Origin of the sequence: Chitinophaga barathri, assembly GCF_003807585.1 — a bacterium.
In the GTDB taxonomy this organism is placed as follows: domain Bacteria; phylum Bacteroidota; class Bacteroidia; order Chitinophagales; family Chitinophagaceae; genus Chitinophaga; species Chitinophaga barathri.
Genome location: NZ_RMBX01000012.1, coordinates 84,322 through 97,010, shown reverse-complemented (window position 1 = coordinate 97,010; position 12,689 = coordinate 84,322). Strand labels below are relative to the sequence as shown.

At 41.5% G+C, this 12,689-nt stretch carries 17 protein-coding genes and 2 tRNA genes; 10 read left to right on the top strand and 9 right to left on the bottom strand.

All coding sequences use genetic code 11. The annotated features are described in order from the left end of the window. The first annotated feature begins 233 nt into the window (after positions 1-233). Positions 234-866: a DUF4468 domain-containing protein gene (locus EG028_RS20845; RefSeq protein WP_120518268.1), complete on the top strand. Its 633-nt coding sequence runs from the start codon at positions 234-236 to the stop codon at positions 864-866. Positions 867-1,112: 246 nt separating this feature from the next. On the opposite strand, the gene EG028_RS20840 is transcribed toward EG028_RS20845, so the two are convergent. The 4 genes from EG028_RS20840 to EG028_RS28110 all read right to left on the bottom strand — a co-directional run bounded on the left by EG028_RS20840 (position 1,113) and on the right by EG028_RS28110 (position 3,830). Then, positions 1,113-2,495: a hypothetical protein gene (locus EG028_RS20840; protein WP_120518267.1), complete on the bottom strand. Its 1,383-nt coding sequence runs from the start codon at positions 2,493-2,495 to the stop codon at positions 1,113-1,115. 371 nt (positions 2,496-2,866) lie between these two features. Beyond that, positions 2,867-3,073 (bottom strand): site-specific integrase, encoded by a 207-nt coding sequence (locus EG028_RS20835; RefSeq protein WP_120518266.1) that lies wholly within the window; start codon positions 3,071-3,073, stop codon positions 2,867-2,869. A 2-nt stretch (positions 3,074-3,075) separates the two neighbouring features. Continuing rightward, entirely contained in the window at positions 3,076-3,546 is a 471-nt protein-coding gene (locus EG028_RS20830) for a site-specific integrase (protein WP_120518265.1), read from the bottom strand. Next, positions 3,486-3,830, bottom strand: coding sequence for an Arm DNA-binding domain-containing protein (locus tag EG028_RS28110; protein ID WP_394364029.1), 345 nt, complete (start codon positions 3,828-3,830; stop codon positions 3,486-3,488). The genes EG028_RS20830 and EG028_RS28110 overlap by 61 nt, the downstream gene beginning before the upstream one ends. Here EG028_RS28110 and EG028_RS20820 point away from each other — a divergent pair. The 8 genes from EG028_RS20820 (at position 3,777) to EG028_RS20785 (ending at position 9,805) form a co-directional block, all read left to right on the top strand. Continuing rightward, positions 3,777-4,040 carry a hypothetical protein gene (locus EG028_RS20820; RefSeq protein WP_120518263.1) on the top strand — a complete coding sequence of 88 codons (264 nt, stop codon included), beginning with the start codon at positions 3,777-3,779 and terminating at the stop codon, positions 4,038-4,040. The two genes, EG028_RS28110 and EG028_RS20820, sit on opposite strands and share 54 nt — an antisense overlap. 322 nt (positions 4,041-4,362) lie before the next feature. Next, positions 4,363-5,709, top strand: a complete 1,347-nt coding sequence (locus tag EG028_RS20815) for a site-specific integrase (protein WP_120518262.1) — start codon at positions 4,363-4,365, stop codon at positions 5,707-5,709. After that, the gene (locus EG028_RS20810; RefSeq protein WP_120518261.1) at positions 5,710-6,642 is read left to right on the top strand and encodes a hypothetical protein; all 933 of its coding nucleotides are present in this window, start codon (positions 5,710-5,712) and stop codon (positions 6,640-6,642) included. 139 nt (positions 6,643-6,781) lie between these two features. Beyond that, positions 6,782-7,087, top strand: a complete 306-nt coding sequence (locus tag EG028_RS20805) for a helix-turn-helix domain-containing protein (protein ID WP_120518260.1) — start codon at positions 6,782-6,784, stop codon at positions 7,085-7,087. After that, complete coding sequence (locus EG028_RS20800; RefSeq protein WP_120518259.1) at positions 7,080-7,424, top strand: hypothetical protein; 345 nt, start codon at positions 7,080-7,082, stop codon at positions 7,422-7,424. The genes EG028_RS20805 and EG028_RS20800 overlap by 8 nt, the downstream gene beginning before the upstream one ends. A 27-nt stretch (positions 7,425-7,451) precedes the next feature. Beyond that, a complete protein-coding gene (locus EG028_RS20795) occupies positions 7,452-8,894 on the top strand; it encodes a hypothetical protein (protein ID WP_120518258.1) in 1,443 nt (480 codons plus the stop codon). Then, a complete protein-coding gene (locus EG028_RS20790) occupies positions 8,891-9,370 on the top strand; it encodes an antA/AntB antirepressor family protein (protein WP_120518257.1) in 480 nt (159 codons plus the stop codon). The genes EG028_RS20795 and EG028_RS20790 overlap by 4 nt, the downstream gene beginning before the upstream one ends. Positions 9,371-9,580: 210 nt before the next feature. Next, positions 9,581-9,805 carry a helix-turn-helix domain-containing protein gene (locus EG028_RS20785; RefSeq protein WP_221198111.1) on the top strand — a complete coding sequence of 75 codons (225 nt, stop codon included), beginning with the start codon at positions 9,581-9,583 and terminating at the stop codon, positions 9,803-9,805. 42 nt (positions 9,806-9,847) lie between these two features. Here EG028_RS20785 and EG028_RS20780 read toward each other — a convergent pair whose 3' ends face one another. The 5 genes from EG028_RS20780 to EG028_RS20755 all read right to left on the bottom strand — a co-directional run bounded on the left by EG028_RS20780 (position 9,848) and on the right by EG028_RS20755 (position 11,892). After that, on the bottom strand, positions 9,848-10,318 hold the full coding sequence (locus EG028_RS20780) for a hypothetical protein (RefSeq protein ID WP_120518255.1): 471 nt from the start codon (positions 10,316-10,318) through the stop codon (positions 9,848-9,850). 25 nt (positions 10,319-10,343) lie between these two features. Further along, positions 10,344-10,613 carry a hypothetical protein gene (locus tag EG028_RS20775; RefSeq protein ID WP_123864743.1) on the bottom strand — a complete coding sequence of 90 codons (270 nt, stop codon included), beginning with the start codon at positions 10,611-10,613 and terminating at the stop codon, positions 10,344-10,346. Next, positions 10,567-10,830: a hypothetical protein gene (locus EG028_RS20770; protein ID WP_120518254.1), complete on the bottom strand. Its 264-nt coding sequence runs from the start codon at positions 10,828-10,830 to the stop codon at positions 10,567-10,569. Before EG028_RS20770 ends, EG028_RS20775 begins: the two co-directional genes overlap by 47 nt. Before the next feature lie 856 nt (positions 10,831-11,686). After that, positions 11,687-11,761: transfer RNA gene (locus EG028_RS20760), tRNA-Pro, on the bottom strand. A 42-nt stretch (positions 11,762-11,803) separates the two neighbouring features. Further along, positions 11,804-11,892, bottom strand: a tRNA-Ser gene (locus EG028_RS20755). Between the two features lie 94 nt (positions 11,893-11,986). Here EG028_RS20755 and EG028_RS20750 point away from each other — a divergent pair. Then, positions 11,987-12,634, top strand: a complete 648-nt coding sequence (locus EG028_RS20750; RefSeq protein WP_120518252.1) for a LysE family translocator — start codon at positions 11,987-11,989, stop codon at positions 12,632-12,634. Positions 12,635-12,689 lie beyond the last annotated feature (55 nt).

The following is a 12,689-nucleotide window of genomic DNA, read 5'->3' as shown; positions in this document are numbered from 1 at the left end:
TAGATAAAGGAATTTTGATATAAAAATCAGGATTGTGAGCAGGGAAGTAAAAACTTTCCTTTCCTATTCTTCAGCTTCAAAAGCTCTGGAAGAATTGAAAAAACAAAACACTAGTATAAGTACTGGACCTTAATGCACATACATCTTGGTGTCATTGAATTTAGCCATAAAAATATGATAAATATATTTTTATACATTTGCATATACTATACAACCTTTAAAATATTATCCCTATGCGGTTATTTCTAAAGCATTTCTTCACAAGTATTTTTTTATTAATTGGCGTAGTAGCATACTCCCAAAATAAATATGGGTATCCTATAGACCCTAAAACAAGTAAAGTAACCTATGATAGTGTTATTACCCTAAGCAACACTTCTAAGGAAAAACTTTTCAAAAGAGCTAATCAATTTATTGCCCTTCAACATTTTGATAGACCTGCTAATATTAAAACCAAAGAGAAGGGAATTTATGATGGAATAATCATTGAGAAGCCAATTTTAGTTACTGATTTGGATGAAGGAAAAATATTCGGAGATGGGTTTGTCAACTTTAAGTATAGAAAATACAATTACTTTACATTGACCTTTTCCTTCAAGCTATATGTAGAAGATAGTAAATACAGATATGTGTTTAGCGACTTTGTTGTAAATGAATACATACATGCAGGAATGGAGTTAAGCAAAAATAAAATAGTTTCATATACAGGTGCCAGGAAAAGCTTTCAAAGCGCTCCTGATATTAGAAATTACCCCTTAGAGAAATTTATGAAAAAAAGTGCATATGACAGAAGTGACGATGATTTCACCAATGCTGTTAATGAACTTAAGGAACAGCTCAGTAAAGCCATGGAAGGTCTGTTATAAAGCCCAAATTATTCAACTATATTACCAAACCAGCCAGCATCTGGCTGGTTTTAATTTGTATTCAATAGTATCATTCTCAAAATCTCTCTTCGTAATAGTGCCATACATTTTACCAAGGAAAAAGTTAGTTCTTTCTTCGATAATATATCCCTTGGTTATTAAGTTTGTGAAATATTGCAGAGGATAGTACTCCATAAAAGGTGCAGGGTTTATTCGCCAGCACCTAATATACTGAAAATTTGTTATTTACCTTATAAACCTTCTTGTTGCCCTAACAATATTATATATCATGTAAGAAGCTGAAATTCTCATGAGAATGTCTATAGCGATCCAGCCCCCATGAAACAAGTCCTTATCAAAAGGGCGAATTGGATTTATTAGATATAAATAGTAATTAAACCCTTCCCCAAAAGCAGAAGATGAAAATTCCTTAACTGAGAATTCAAATCCTTGAAAAATATTCGAAAATAAAAGAAGTAAGAATAATACTGTATGAAACAGAAAAATAAAAAGTAGCGGGCGCCATAAACTTTGTCCAAAATCACTTGTAAGATGACTTAGCAAAATCACCATCTTAGTCCAAAAATCTTTTTTCCAGCTTAGGGTTTTATAATACATGCCCATTTCTAAAGAATGAAACTTCTGTTCATTTATTATATCCCCTTGTTTGGACATTGCATACTTTAGCTGCCTAAAAGTCTCCCTGCTCCTTAAATTAAAAACGTCATCTACATCCTTAACCCCAAGATGACTAAGGTGAGCAGAGGAACCAAATACATTATTCGACCAAAGTACATTATTAAATGTACAATCCACTAGATTCACTTCATCAATTATAACTACATTAAACTTCTTAAAATTTATAGAACTTAATTCAGCTTTCCCAAGTTGGGAATGACTTAAAAGAACATTCCCTTTCCCATTTTGAGGTTTTATATTTGATAGCTTAAATCTGTTTTCATTTACAAAGAGCTTTATTGCAAGTTGTCCAATTTCTATATTATACATAAAAAGTGACATTCCTCTTGCTATGCCTGAAATGTTTACATCCTCTATTAATTTTCCACCTCCATCAATGAAAATATCTCCTGTTATCTTTCGTGCTTCAATGTTCAATTGTCCTAATTCGCCTTTTAAATTTATATCTAGATTGTCAAATATCCCTCCAGCAATAGTCAATCTGCCAATTTTCTTTAAGCTCCATGTACAACTTCCAAATTGCCCTTTAGTCAATAAAATGCCATCCACAGTAGAATCAAATATTAAAAAACCACGATCAAAGGTGGTAACTCCTTCAGTATAAATTGTTCCATTCACATATGAGCTTGCAAGCGAAAAAGCTCCACTAAACTTAGCTCCCTTGAAGTAAAATCCTTTTTTGAAATAGCAATTGATAAAAACAAATTCTCCTGCATAATCTCCATTAAAAGATAAATCAACATCCAATTCAAAGATTTTCCTCTCAATGAAAACTGATTTATTACGCCCAAACACATCTTTCTCAATATTATCTTTAGCAAATTTTGTCCAATCGGTAACGATTTCAAAATTCTCTAATTCTTGCTTGGAATAGATCTCTTTATAGTTCATAATAATAGGATGATATAATGGAGGTAACTTCTTAGTCATCCCATTCAGTCTATAATTTACATAAAATTCCTATTAGAATCAGCGCAATTACTCCAAGTAATATTTCTCTTAGAAACTGCCATTTGTGGTTATTACAATGACCTGAATTCAAAAAGCACTGAATTCCTGCCCCAACTCCCCAGCACAATAAAACAAACAGTGGCACACTCAATATCAAGCTAAACAGGTGACCCATATTAATTATTTTTCGAACTAGTTGTTAATTTGATCTTCAACAATTGCATATCATTCGCAATCTTTGAATCCATCACCTTCGCATAAACCTGCGTAGTCTTCAAATTCGTATGTCCCAGCATTTTAGAACTGTATCAATAGGCACTCCATTACTCAGCGCCACACTGGTAGCAAAACTATGCCTGGCAAAGGTGAGTAGTAAGATTCTTCCCTATTCCAGCCAGCTCCTGGATCACCTTCAAATAATCATTCATTTTCTGGTTCCAAAGAACAGGAAACACAGGGCTATATTTCTCATCATCATTCAGGTATTTCTTCAGCACATTCAAAGCAGGCTCTAGCAAAGAAATAGAAAATGAAACATCGGTTTTCTGCCTTATCATTTTTATCCATAGCCCCCTTCCTGTCCAAGCTGAATATCAGCAGGTCTGAGCCTTTTTGCATCACTATAATCCAAGCCAGTGAAGCACTGGAAAACAAACACATCCCTTACCTGGTCAGTCACCTTCTTGCTGATAGGAAAATCTTTGATCTTGATAATTTCTTCCCAGGTCAGCACCTGCTTTTCCACTGCCTTAAATTGCAGGCTGAAAGTTACTGTAGGATTGGATTTGATATATCCTGCCCTAATAGCATAATTAATGATCTTTTTAAGCCTCTGAATGTGTTTACTCGCACCATTGGAGGTACAGGGCTTTTCAATGGTAAGGAAAGTGTAATAAGCCTCACAAAACTTATAGTTCACCCCCAGAAGAGGAATATCCTTTTTTGCGCAGAAAGCTGGCACGAACTCCTTCAGGTAACTGAGTGTAGTTTTATAGTTCTTATAGCTGCCAAAAGAAAAATTAATTCCCACGAGTTTTCAAACTGGTGATTGTGTTCTTCAGTAACAGAAATCAGCCCTTTCTGCCTGTCTATCCTGTTGCCATTTAAAGCCTCCTTCAAGGAGATAATACTCAAAGTGGCATCTGCCATCTGTAGCCTGGAATAAGTCTGGTAAATTTTTGTTTTGAAGGAGTCCCGGAACTGATTTAGTTCTTTATGCAGAGGGATAGATGTTTTAGCACACTGCTTACTTGCCAACCATTGTTGAGGATCAATATTCCTGTTGGTGGAAATTTCAGCCTTCTGCCCATTCAGGAAGATTTTTGCAAAGATGAGAACAAGCCCTTTCCTGTTGGTTTTATTGGTTTTAAGTACAAGCTGTACTTAAAAAGTGTTCAATTCCATGGTGCCTGTTTAAAGGCACCCAAATTAAAAGTGAAGCTGGGCAAGGATTACAAAGAAAAAAAATGGTATCAGGATGGGAGTACGAATGGGTGTCAGGCTATCCTTCAAAAACACCTATAGAACAGGCACAATAAAAAATAAACCTTTTTTATAATAACCATACCTGTCCTGCATTCAGCTAAATAAAAAAGTCTGCCTTATAGACAGACTTTTAAATAAACTGGATACTCGTCGGGATGGCAACCCGAACACCCATTTTATTGCCCCTATCTGATCTGATTCAAAAACACAGATAAAACTATTGATTTTTAACTACTTATATTGAATTCGAATTTCGAAGCAATAAAATCAGATAAGGAAAAATATACAGAAGTAAAGAAAAAACGACAACATAAACAACAACACTATTTGTTTTAATTACCTTTGCCTTAAATTTGAGGCAATGAAATTCAACGCTCGGTACAACCTCCGCAGACAGGACAGTAAGAAGCCCGAAAAAATATACCTAATCTGCCGTTTCGTTGGCGAAAAGTTTGTTTACCCGCTCGCTTTCAACGTATTACCCAAACATTGGAACATTAAAACCGGGGAGGTGCGCAATGTGATTGACGAACCCAACCGGGATATAATTAATAATTACCTGCGAGGACTGAAAGCGGCGGCAAAGGATATTTACGACAAGGCTATTGTTGCCCGGACACCAGTAACTAAACAGCTTCTAAAATCCGGGCTGGACAGATGGACAGGGAAAACAGTTGAAGATAAGCCCATCTTTTGGTCATGGACAGAAAAATATATTGAGGAAAGCCCAAAACGCATAAACCCCAAGACAGGCCGCGTTATCAGTCATAGAACTATACAGGAATATAATACCACATTTGAATACCTGAAAGAATTTGAAAAAGCTAACCGGGAAAAACTGGATTACGATAATATCAACCTGCATACGCTAAAGGACTTCCGGGATTATCTGACTACAGTAAAAGGGTTTTCCCTCAATAATATTGCAAAGCACATTGACAATTTACGGCAGTTTTTACGGGCTGCTGATGCTGATAAAATAAGTATAGACGCCGACACCATCAACCCCAAACGCTTTACAATAGCGCGGGAAGCTCCGCAAGACGTATACTTAAATGAAACGGAATTATTGTCTATTTCTGCCCTAGACCTTTCAGATCACACCAAGCACTTGACCTTTACCCAATTGCAAAATGGCAAGGAAAAGGCGGCAAAAGTCCAGTACGCAACATTAGACCGTGTACGGGACTTGTTTATTATCGGCTGCTATACAGGCTTAAGGGTAAGCGATTACAATAATATCAAGCCGCATCATATAAAAGGTGATTATTTAGACCTGTACCAGCGAAAAACCGGGCAAAGGGTAGTGATCCCGATACATGACACCGTTAGGCAGATCATGGCAAAGTATGGCGGTCACACGCCCCCGAAAATTTCGGATCAAAAGCTAAATATGTACATCAAAGAAATATGCCGGGAGGCTGGTATTGTTGAAACTATTGAGAAGCAGCAAACAAAGGGCGGCGAAAAGGTTGCTAATGTCTTGCAAAAATGGCAAATGGTCACCAGCCACACGGCCCGGCGTTCTTTTGCCTCAAACATGACTAAGCAGGGCATTCCCATTCAACAGATAATGCAGATTACCGGCCATAAAAAGGAAAGCGTTTTCCTGAAGTATGTGAAATTAACAGGCATGGAACACGCCGAAATAATGAGAAAACACATGATGACTGGAAATAATAATAAACACCTTTTAAATGCTCTTTAAATGGTAGATATAGAAAAAATTGCAGATAGCATAAGACCCAAAGAAATGCTTACAGCGCCTTATTCTGAATACTCCCCAGTTCTTGACAGGCAGATTTTTTTAGCTAGGGATATACAAGACCTTTCGGAAAGGAGAAAGTATATACTTGAAATAATTGAAACGGAAAGAGGCTACGACACAACACCGTACTTTATAGACCCACTTATAAAAGCGTTTGCTATTAATGGAAAGACCGTCAATTTAAATTTGCCGGAGAAAATAAGAAGATTGCCCGACCAATTATTAATAAGCCAGTGCGAAACTGAACTTACAATAATTGATGATCTTTTATACATTACTCAAATGGCAAAAGAGTATTGTGATATTCAGGGCACTAACCAAAGGCAACATTATTTGTTTTACGCAAAGGGAGGGCAAGTTGAAAAGCAATACCGTGAGCCGCAGTACTATTCTGAAAGTGAGTACGCACAAATAGTTAGCGAAATTGCTAAAGCAATAGACGAAACTAGCCAGCAGCCCGCAACCGATAAAAGCATGCAGACAACATTTCATGAAATCACACCTCGGGAAGCCCAAGAATCTGTTAAGGGAATTACAATACGCGCTATTGCTTTATACTATTACTACTTATCACTGCATGACCGCAATGAACAACTGACTGCAAATAATGCCGCAAAAATTGCCGCTAGGTTTGGCTTCAGGGCGGCTAATAGCGGAAATGATCTATTTAAAAATCATTATAGAAAAGTAATGCAAGATAAGGCGGAACGTGTAAGCATCAGCAATAGCAGACGATCAGACCAGACACGGTTAAATAATCTTGCCACTATCGTAAGTATGCTACAGGAACAAACGAAAATGGCAGCTTACAAAAGTGCATTACAAGAACTTGACGAAATGCAGCGCAAATTTGATTTAGAGTACCTCAAATAACCCACTTCCATTCGCTTACTTTTATAATATTTACCATGCTGTAAATCATTATTTTAATCCCCATCTAAACAATTGTAAGCACTTATAGCCACTTACCCCTTAACCAGTTTTTGAACTTTGACCCATAAAATGAATTTTTATGATTAAAGGTCAAATTTTGCAAGTAGAACAAATGAGCAGCAATACACTGCTTAACGAAGTTGAACGTCTTTTAGACAAAAAACTGGCGGCAATTTTCGATGTACAGGGAACTAACGAGCCGGACGAATTTATTACCCGGCAAGACGTAGCTGACATGTTCAAAATTACCCTTCCTACCGTTCACGCATGGATGAACGCGGGCATCCTCAAACCTTACAAAATCGCTAATAAAACCCGCTTCATCCGTGGTGAAGTTATTGCAGCGGTTACTTCCGTGAAGAAAAAAGGAGGGAGCCATGAGTAAGGCACTTTTCGCTAAGGAATGGGCGATTCAGGCGGCGTTAGACGAATGCGCCAGCCTGAAGGCCACCCCAGCCCGATCCCGGAAGAAAGGCGGTTGTTTGCTGCTGGCGGTTTTGCAACAGTACCCGACCCGGCGGCGAAACCTGGGCTTTGTCTTGGGCCTTCCGCACAACATTTGGGCGGCGGATTGCGCGGTAATTATCGCCGTGCATCTGATGCGCCTTTTCCTGCTGGGGGAATATGATCTGCAAACCACCCTCCGCAATGTGGATCATCTGCTATGTAAGGCGCTGGCCCGCGTTCAGGCTGAAATTTCCCAGCAGGTAAAATGCAAATAACCGGTTTTCTCCTTTCATTCCTTTCTCATGATTGACGGCATTAAAAGCGTACACCCGTACCTGACGGCGGGAACTTGGGAGGCTTCCCCCTTGCTGGGCTTTGTTATGGCCGTGGATCAGCAAACGGGGGAGCTGGCGGGGAACGGAAGCTATGCGGCCTTCAACGGCCTGCGGTTTGAGATCAGGCCGTCCAGCCTCCGCCCCGGCGCGGTCACCCACTGTTTGAACGGTTCCCTGCATAAGTACCATAACAGGGGAACGCATAATGCAAACAGTTTCCCATTTGCCGAGCTGGTAAAAACCGTGCAGGGATTGGAAGCGAGTTTTTCCGTGCTGCCGGATCGGGCCACGCTGCACGGGCTGGAAATCGGGGTGAATATCCGGTTACCCTTTTCCCCACTGCGGGTATTAAAGCAGGTGATTTGTTATATCAACAAGCCATTCACGCAAATTGACCGCAGGAATAAGCGGCTGGGGCTGGTCTGTTCCTTATGTGAATACGATGTAAAACTGTACGACAAGGGAGCGCAAAGCGGGGTTAAAACCGGTCATCTGCTGCGGTTGGAAGTCAAGGTAAAAAAGATGCGCTTTATCCGTGGTTATGGTATTGCGACAATGGCTGACCTGACCGAAGCAAACAAGGTTTTCCCTTTGCTGCGGCTGCTCTCCGATGTGTTACGCGGTATTGTGTTCATGGATTTAACCCTGTCCAAACAGCCTTTAAACGCCCATGAATACCGGCAATTCCTAATCCTGAGCAATCCTAAAGGCTGGGAACAAATGAGCAAATACCAGTTATCCCGCAACCGGGAACGGGCGGAATTACTCATGTGCAAGCATTCAAAAAGGCAGGTAAAGCCGCTGCTGTTCTCGCTTTTGGCTGAAACGTGGGCCGGTCTGTTCGGTATGGAAACGGAAGCTATTACCCTGCAACCTTTTCACCGGCTGGACGAATCAGGGGAAAGGAGCCAGCCTGCAACCTTTTCACACCTTGAATATAAGGGTAAAAAGGTTGCAGGGATTAAGGGAGAACACCCGCAGGAAAAGACCGGTATATATAGCGCAAAAAATGCACAAAAAAACGGTGCGAAGACCGCACAGCGATCTTGTAAAACCTGCCGCCGGGATATATCTACCCAGCATCCCCGGAGCCGGTTTTGTAGTGAGCGCCTGTACGGATCAGCCGGGAAAGCCTGCCGCAATAAGGACAGCAACCGCCGCCGGGATTTAAAACGAATCATCAACACAGCCATGAACACACAGCAATTTATCGCCATCACCTACAGCGTGGGCGGGGATAGCTATACGGATACCCTGCACCCTTCAGAGCTGGAAGTAACGCGCAATTGGTTAGACAAGATCACACGCATTGATTTACTGCCTACCGGCAAAGGGGATCAGTTAGAAACCCTTACCGGCAATAAGGCACAGGCATTTATTCAACAACACATAAACAGTATATCAAAATGAAAACATTAATTCAGATAGACACGCACAACGGACAGAATGTAGTATCAGCAAGGGAATTACACGCTTTCCTTTCCGTCAGACGGCACTTTGCCACATGGTGCAAAAGCATGTTTGAATATGGTTTTGAATCCGGGATAGACTTTACCCCCGTTTGGGGTAAAAGTACCGGGGGCCGTCCGGCGATGGATTACGCCCTTACGTTGGACATGGCGAAAGAAATATCCATGATCCAGCGGACGGAACGCGGTAAGCAGGCCCGCCGTTATTTTATCGCCTGCGAGAAACGTTTACAGGCCCAACGGCAGGGCAATGCGGAAACGTTGCGGCTGAAGGCCCGGTATTACGACATCGCTATTACCCGCATGGGACTGAACCGGGAAGCCGGGAAGATCAGGCACCGGTTAAAGCAAATAGAACCGCCTCGGATAATGGCGTACCTGCCGTTACATATGCAGGCGGAGTTATTTCAGGCGTAAAAACCTCCAATAAAGCCACCGAACACCTGAAAAGTCTACCGGGGGTGTGGTTCAATATCATATCAACAAAACCGACACTTCCCGGTATTCAAACTGCGACATAGCAAAGTACAATTTGCTTGTATTTAAGGTTAATTTATGGACAATAAAATAGTACAATCCTTTCCCGGCCCGTTAATCGCAAAGGCTTACAACTACTATCTAAAGGGCTTGACAGCGAAAGAAACGGCTAAGTTGCTGGATGTTTCAGCGCGTACGGTGCAGCGGTATGCAAAGGCTTACAAATTCGGGGAACGGGCCGTTCCTGCCACGATCCGGCAACGGGTGAAACAATTACATGAGCGGGGGTTTTCCTACCCGGAAATTGCCGGTATCATTCAAAAAAGCCGGTCAACGGTTTACAACTATCTGAAGATGGAAAAACAAAAAGGTTAGGTAAACACCTAACCTTTCGTTTTGTAAATATTCCCATTTGTATCAGGCTTCCCCCGCCTTTACCCATTGGTACAGGGTAGGTTCTTTGTGTGCTATCCTGAATATCTCCCGTTTCACTTCTTCCTTTCCGGGAATCGTATCGCAATACGTCAGCGGTGGAACGTATTTTTTTTCCGGGCATCCGGTTTTGATCCATTGGTTAAAGGTGGGCGGATCATTGAAATGATCGTAGCCGTAACCGTATAAGTCAATCAGTGCAATGATTGCATCACTCATTTGCGGTCGAAAGCGGTCATGGCCCTTTTTCTTATGCAAATAGCGTTCTGTAATGTTCATCAGTTTGGCGATTACGGAATAATGTAGTCCTGTTACATTTTTGAACTGATCTAATTGGTTCTTGGTGATCCCCTTTTTAATGATCGCTATCTTTTGCAGATAGATGAATCTTTGAAATTTCACGATAGCTTCCACCGTGTCAAAAGTGTAGTCGTGTTCTTGCATGTCCTTTTTCATTCTTGTATCATTTAAGGTCGCGCCCTTATGCTGGTTCCCGTGTTAAGGGCTTTAAAAGAAAAGTGATGTTGTTAAAAACAGTTGCCGGGACGGATGTATCTGTATGCAGGAAAGGCATTAGCCCATTTTCGCAAGCTGTTTCACCTGTCTTTAAATGCAGCGTGATAAAAACGCCTGTAATAGCTGTATTCGTTCCTTTCAGCTTGTCAATACAGTGCTGAAGGATTGATTCAAGTTTCTCCCTGTCCTCAATTAAATGGCTTTGTGAGGCTGATAGCTTTTGAAGTTGTTTCATTTAAACGAGTGGTTAGGACTTTTTCAAATACTAATAGTATGGCGGTGCATTCCGCGTTGCTTAGCGCCTTTGGTGTTTTCATGCGCCTGTAAAAAGTAGCTTCGCTCCATCCCATTTCCTCACGAATAAGTTCAATGAAAATTTTTGGCAGGACGGATAAATATTGATAAGTATGGAAAAGAGTGTTCCCCGTTTGCGGTGTCGTTTCTTCTTTCATGCCGGGATAATTTGGGCAGTAATGCAATGGGTTAGAAATACGCTTTGCGGCAGGAACTTGTAGAAATGAAAAATGGCGTGGGTTGGTTCCTACCGCTCCGAAGGGCTACGACACCCCACCACGAGATAAGAACGCCCACACCAATATGATGCAGGCGATTTACCTTATTCTCTCGTGGTTGTGAAAGGTCGTAGTTTTCGGGTACGAGATTAAAAGCAAATGCGCTTGATATTATTTATGCCTGCAAATTAATGCAGGTTAGGAACTGTTGCAATATGATTGAAATATTATCACTCTTGAGAATTTAGAATAAAGATAAAGCAAAATACATAAAATACCTATACCTGTATAGGTGATGCTGTCTTTTTGATTGTTTTTCTTGCATAAGTATGGTGAATAACAATGCAAAAAGCCCTATAGACTGGCATGTTGTCAATAAAGTAAGGGAAATCCGATTGAAGAAAGATATTTCCCAAGCGGATATAGCATTTCATTTAAATCTATCAATAGGGTTTATTGGGCATATTGAAAGCCAAAATTTCCGAGCAAAATATAACTCTATACATCTAAATGAGCTGGCAAAATTATTCGAATGTTCCCCAAAAGATTTTTGGCCAGAGAAACCATTATAACGCCTTTGGAAAATTACCAAAATAGAAAAGAGAGAATGGTGTAAGAAAGGATTAATAATTAAACGTATATCCTCTCACGTTATAGCCTTCATATTTCATTAGCCGAAAGACTGGTGAAAACACCAAAAGTAAGCAGCACAGTTTTTTCAACACCAAAAACGACAACACTAAAAACAAAAAAAGTTGCAAAATATTGATAAACAATACGTTGCAACTTCCTTCAGTCGGGATGGCAAGATTCGAACTTGCGACCTCCTGGTCCCAAACCAGGCGCGATGACCGGACTACGCTACATCCCGAGCCCTCAAACATTTATAGTTAAATTAACTATGGTAGTTCAGCGGTGAGAGAGGGATTCGAACCCTCGGTACAGTGTTACCCGTACGACGGTTTAGCAAACCGTTCCTTTCGGCCACTCAGGCATCTCACCATTCCCTTGCGGGGCTGCAAAAATAGGAATTATTTACAATTTTCCAAAAGCAGTTAAAAAGAAACCGGTAAATTTAAAGTACAAACCTTAATGTATGCCAGACGTTTCCACCATCCTCGCTTTTGTCACGGCAGCCCTCATTCTGCTCATCATTCCCGGCCCGGCAGTGTTGTATATTATCACCCGCAGCACCGAGCAGGGAACCAAAGCAGGCCTCATCTCCGTTTGCGGCATCCAGGCCGGCACCCTCGTACATGCCATAGCCGCTTCCCTCGGCGTTTCCGCCATCCTGATGGCCTCCGCCATGGCTTTTGCCCTGCTGAAGTACGCAGGCGCCGCCTATCTCATCTACCTCGGCTGCAAAAAGATCTTCGGGCCCAAAACCGCCTCCACGGAAGACCGCCAGCCCGTCAAACAGAGCATGCCGGCCATTTTCTGGCAGGGCACGGTCGTAAATGTGCTCAACCCGAAATGCGCCCTGTTTTTCTTCGCCTTCCTCCCACAATTCATCAAACCCGCCATGGGCAACGTCACCGGGCAGGTGCTGTTTTTCGGCCTGCTGTTCACCCTGCTCGCGTTTATGACGGACGGATTCTACGCCCTCGCCGCCGGGAAACTCGGCAAGTACCTGAAAACAAACACTTATTACCTCAAACTGGAAGCATATATCTCCGGACTGATCTACATCTCCCTGGGTGTCCTCACCTTTATGATGCAGCCGGTTTCTTCGTCCAAAAAATAGCCTGAAATAAGAATGTCCGGCAGATACTGCCGGACATTCTTGTCTTCTGTAAACA

Excerpts from the sequence above, each read along its gene's own strand:
- EG028_RS20845 (WP_120518268.1), top strand. The coding sequence starts at position 234 with ATGCGGTTATTTCTAAAGCATTTCTTCACAAGTATTTTTTTATTAATT.
- EG028_RS20840 (WP_120518267.1), bottom strand. The coding sequence starts at position 2,495 with ATGACTAAGAAGTTACCTCCATTATATCATCCTATTATTATGAACTAT.
- EG028_RS20835 (WP_120518266.1), bottom strand. The coding sequence starts at position 3,073 with ATGATAAGGCAGAAAACCGATGTTTCATTTTCTATTTCTTTGCTAGAG.
- EG028_RS20815 (WP_120518262.1), top strand. The coding sequence starts at position 4,363 with ATGAAATTCAACGCTCGGTACAACCTCCGCAGACAGGACAGTAAGAAG.
- EG028_RS20810 (WP_120518261.1), top strand. The coding sequence starts at position 5,710 with ATGGTAGATATAGAAAAAATTGCAGATAGCATAAGACCCAAAGAAATG.
- EG028_RS20805 (WP_120518260.1), top strand. The coding sequence starts at position 6,782 with ATGATTAAAGGTCAAATTTTGCAAGTAGAACAAATGAGCAGCAATACA.
- EG028_RS20800 (WP_120518259.1), top strand. The coding sequence starts at position 7,080 with ATGAGTAAGGCACTTTTCGCTAAGGAATGGGCGATTCAGGCGGCGTTA.
- EG028_RS20795 (WP_120518258.1), top strand. The coding sequence starts at position 7,452 with ATGATTGACGGCATTAAAAGCGTACACCCGTACCTGACGGCGGGAACT.
- EG028_RS20790 (WP_120518257.1), top strand. The coding sequence starts at position 8,891 with ATGAAAACATTAATTCAGATAGACACGCACAACGGACAGAATGTAGTA.
- EG028_RS20780 (WP_120518255.1), bottom strand. The coding sequence starts at position 10,318 with ATGAAAAAGGACATGCAAGAACACGACTACACTTTTGACACGGTGGAA.
- EG028_RS20775 (WP_123864743.1), bottom strand. The coding sequence starts at position 10,613 with ATGAAACAACTTCAAAAGCTATCAGCCTCACAAAGCCATTTAATTGAG.
- EG028_RS20770 (WP_120518254.1), bottom strand. The coding sequence starts at position 10,830 with ATGAAAGAAGAAACGACACCGCAAACGGGGAACACTCTTTTCCATACT.
- EG028_RS20750 (WP_120518252.1), top strand. The coding sequence starts at position 11,987 with ATGCCAGACGTTTCCACCATCCTCGCTTTTGTCACGGCAGCCCTCATT.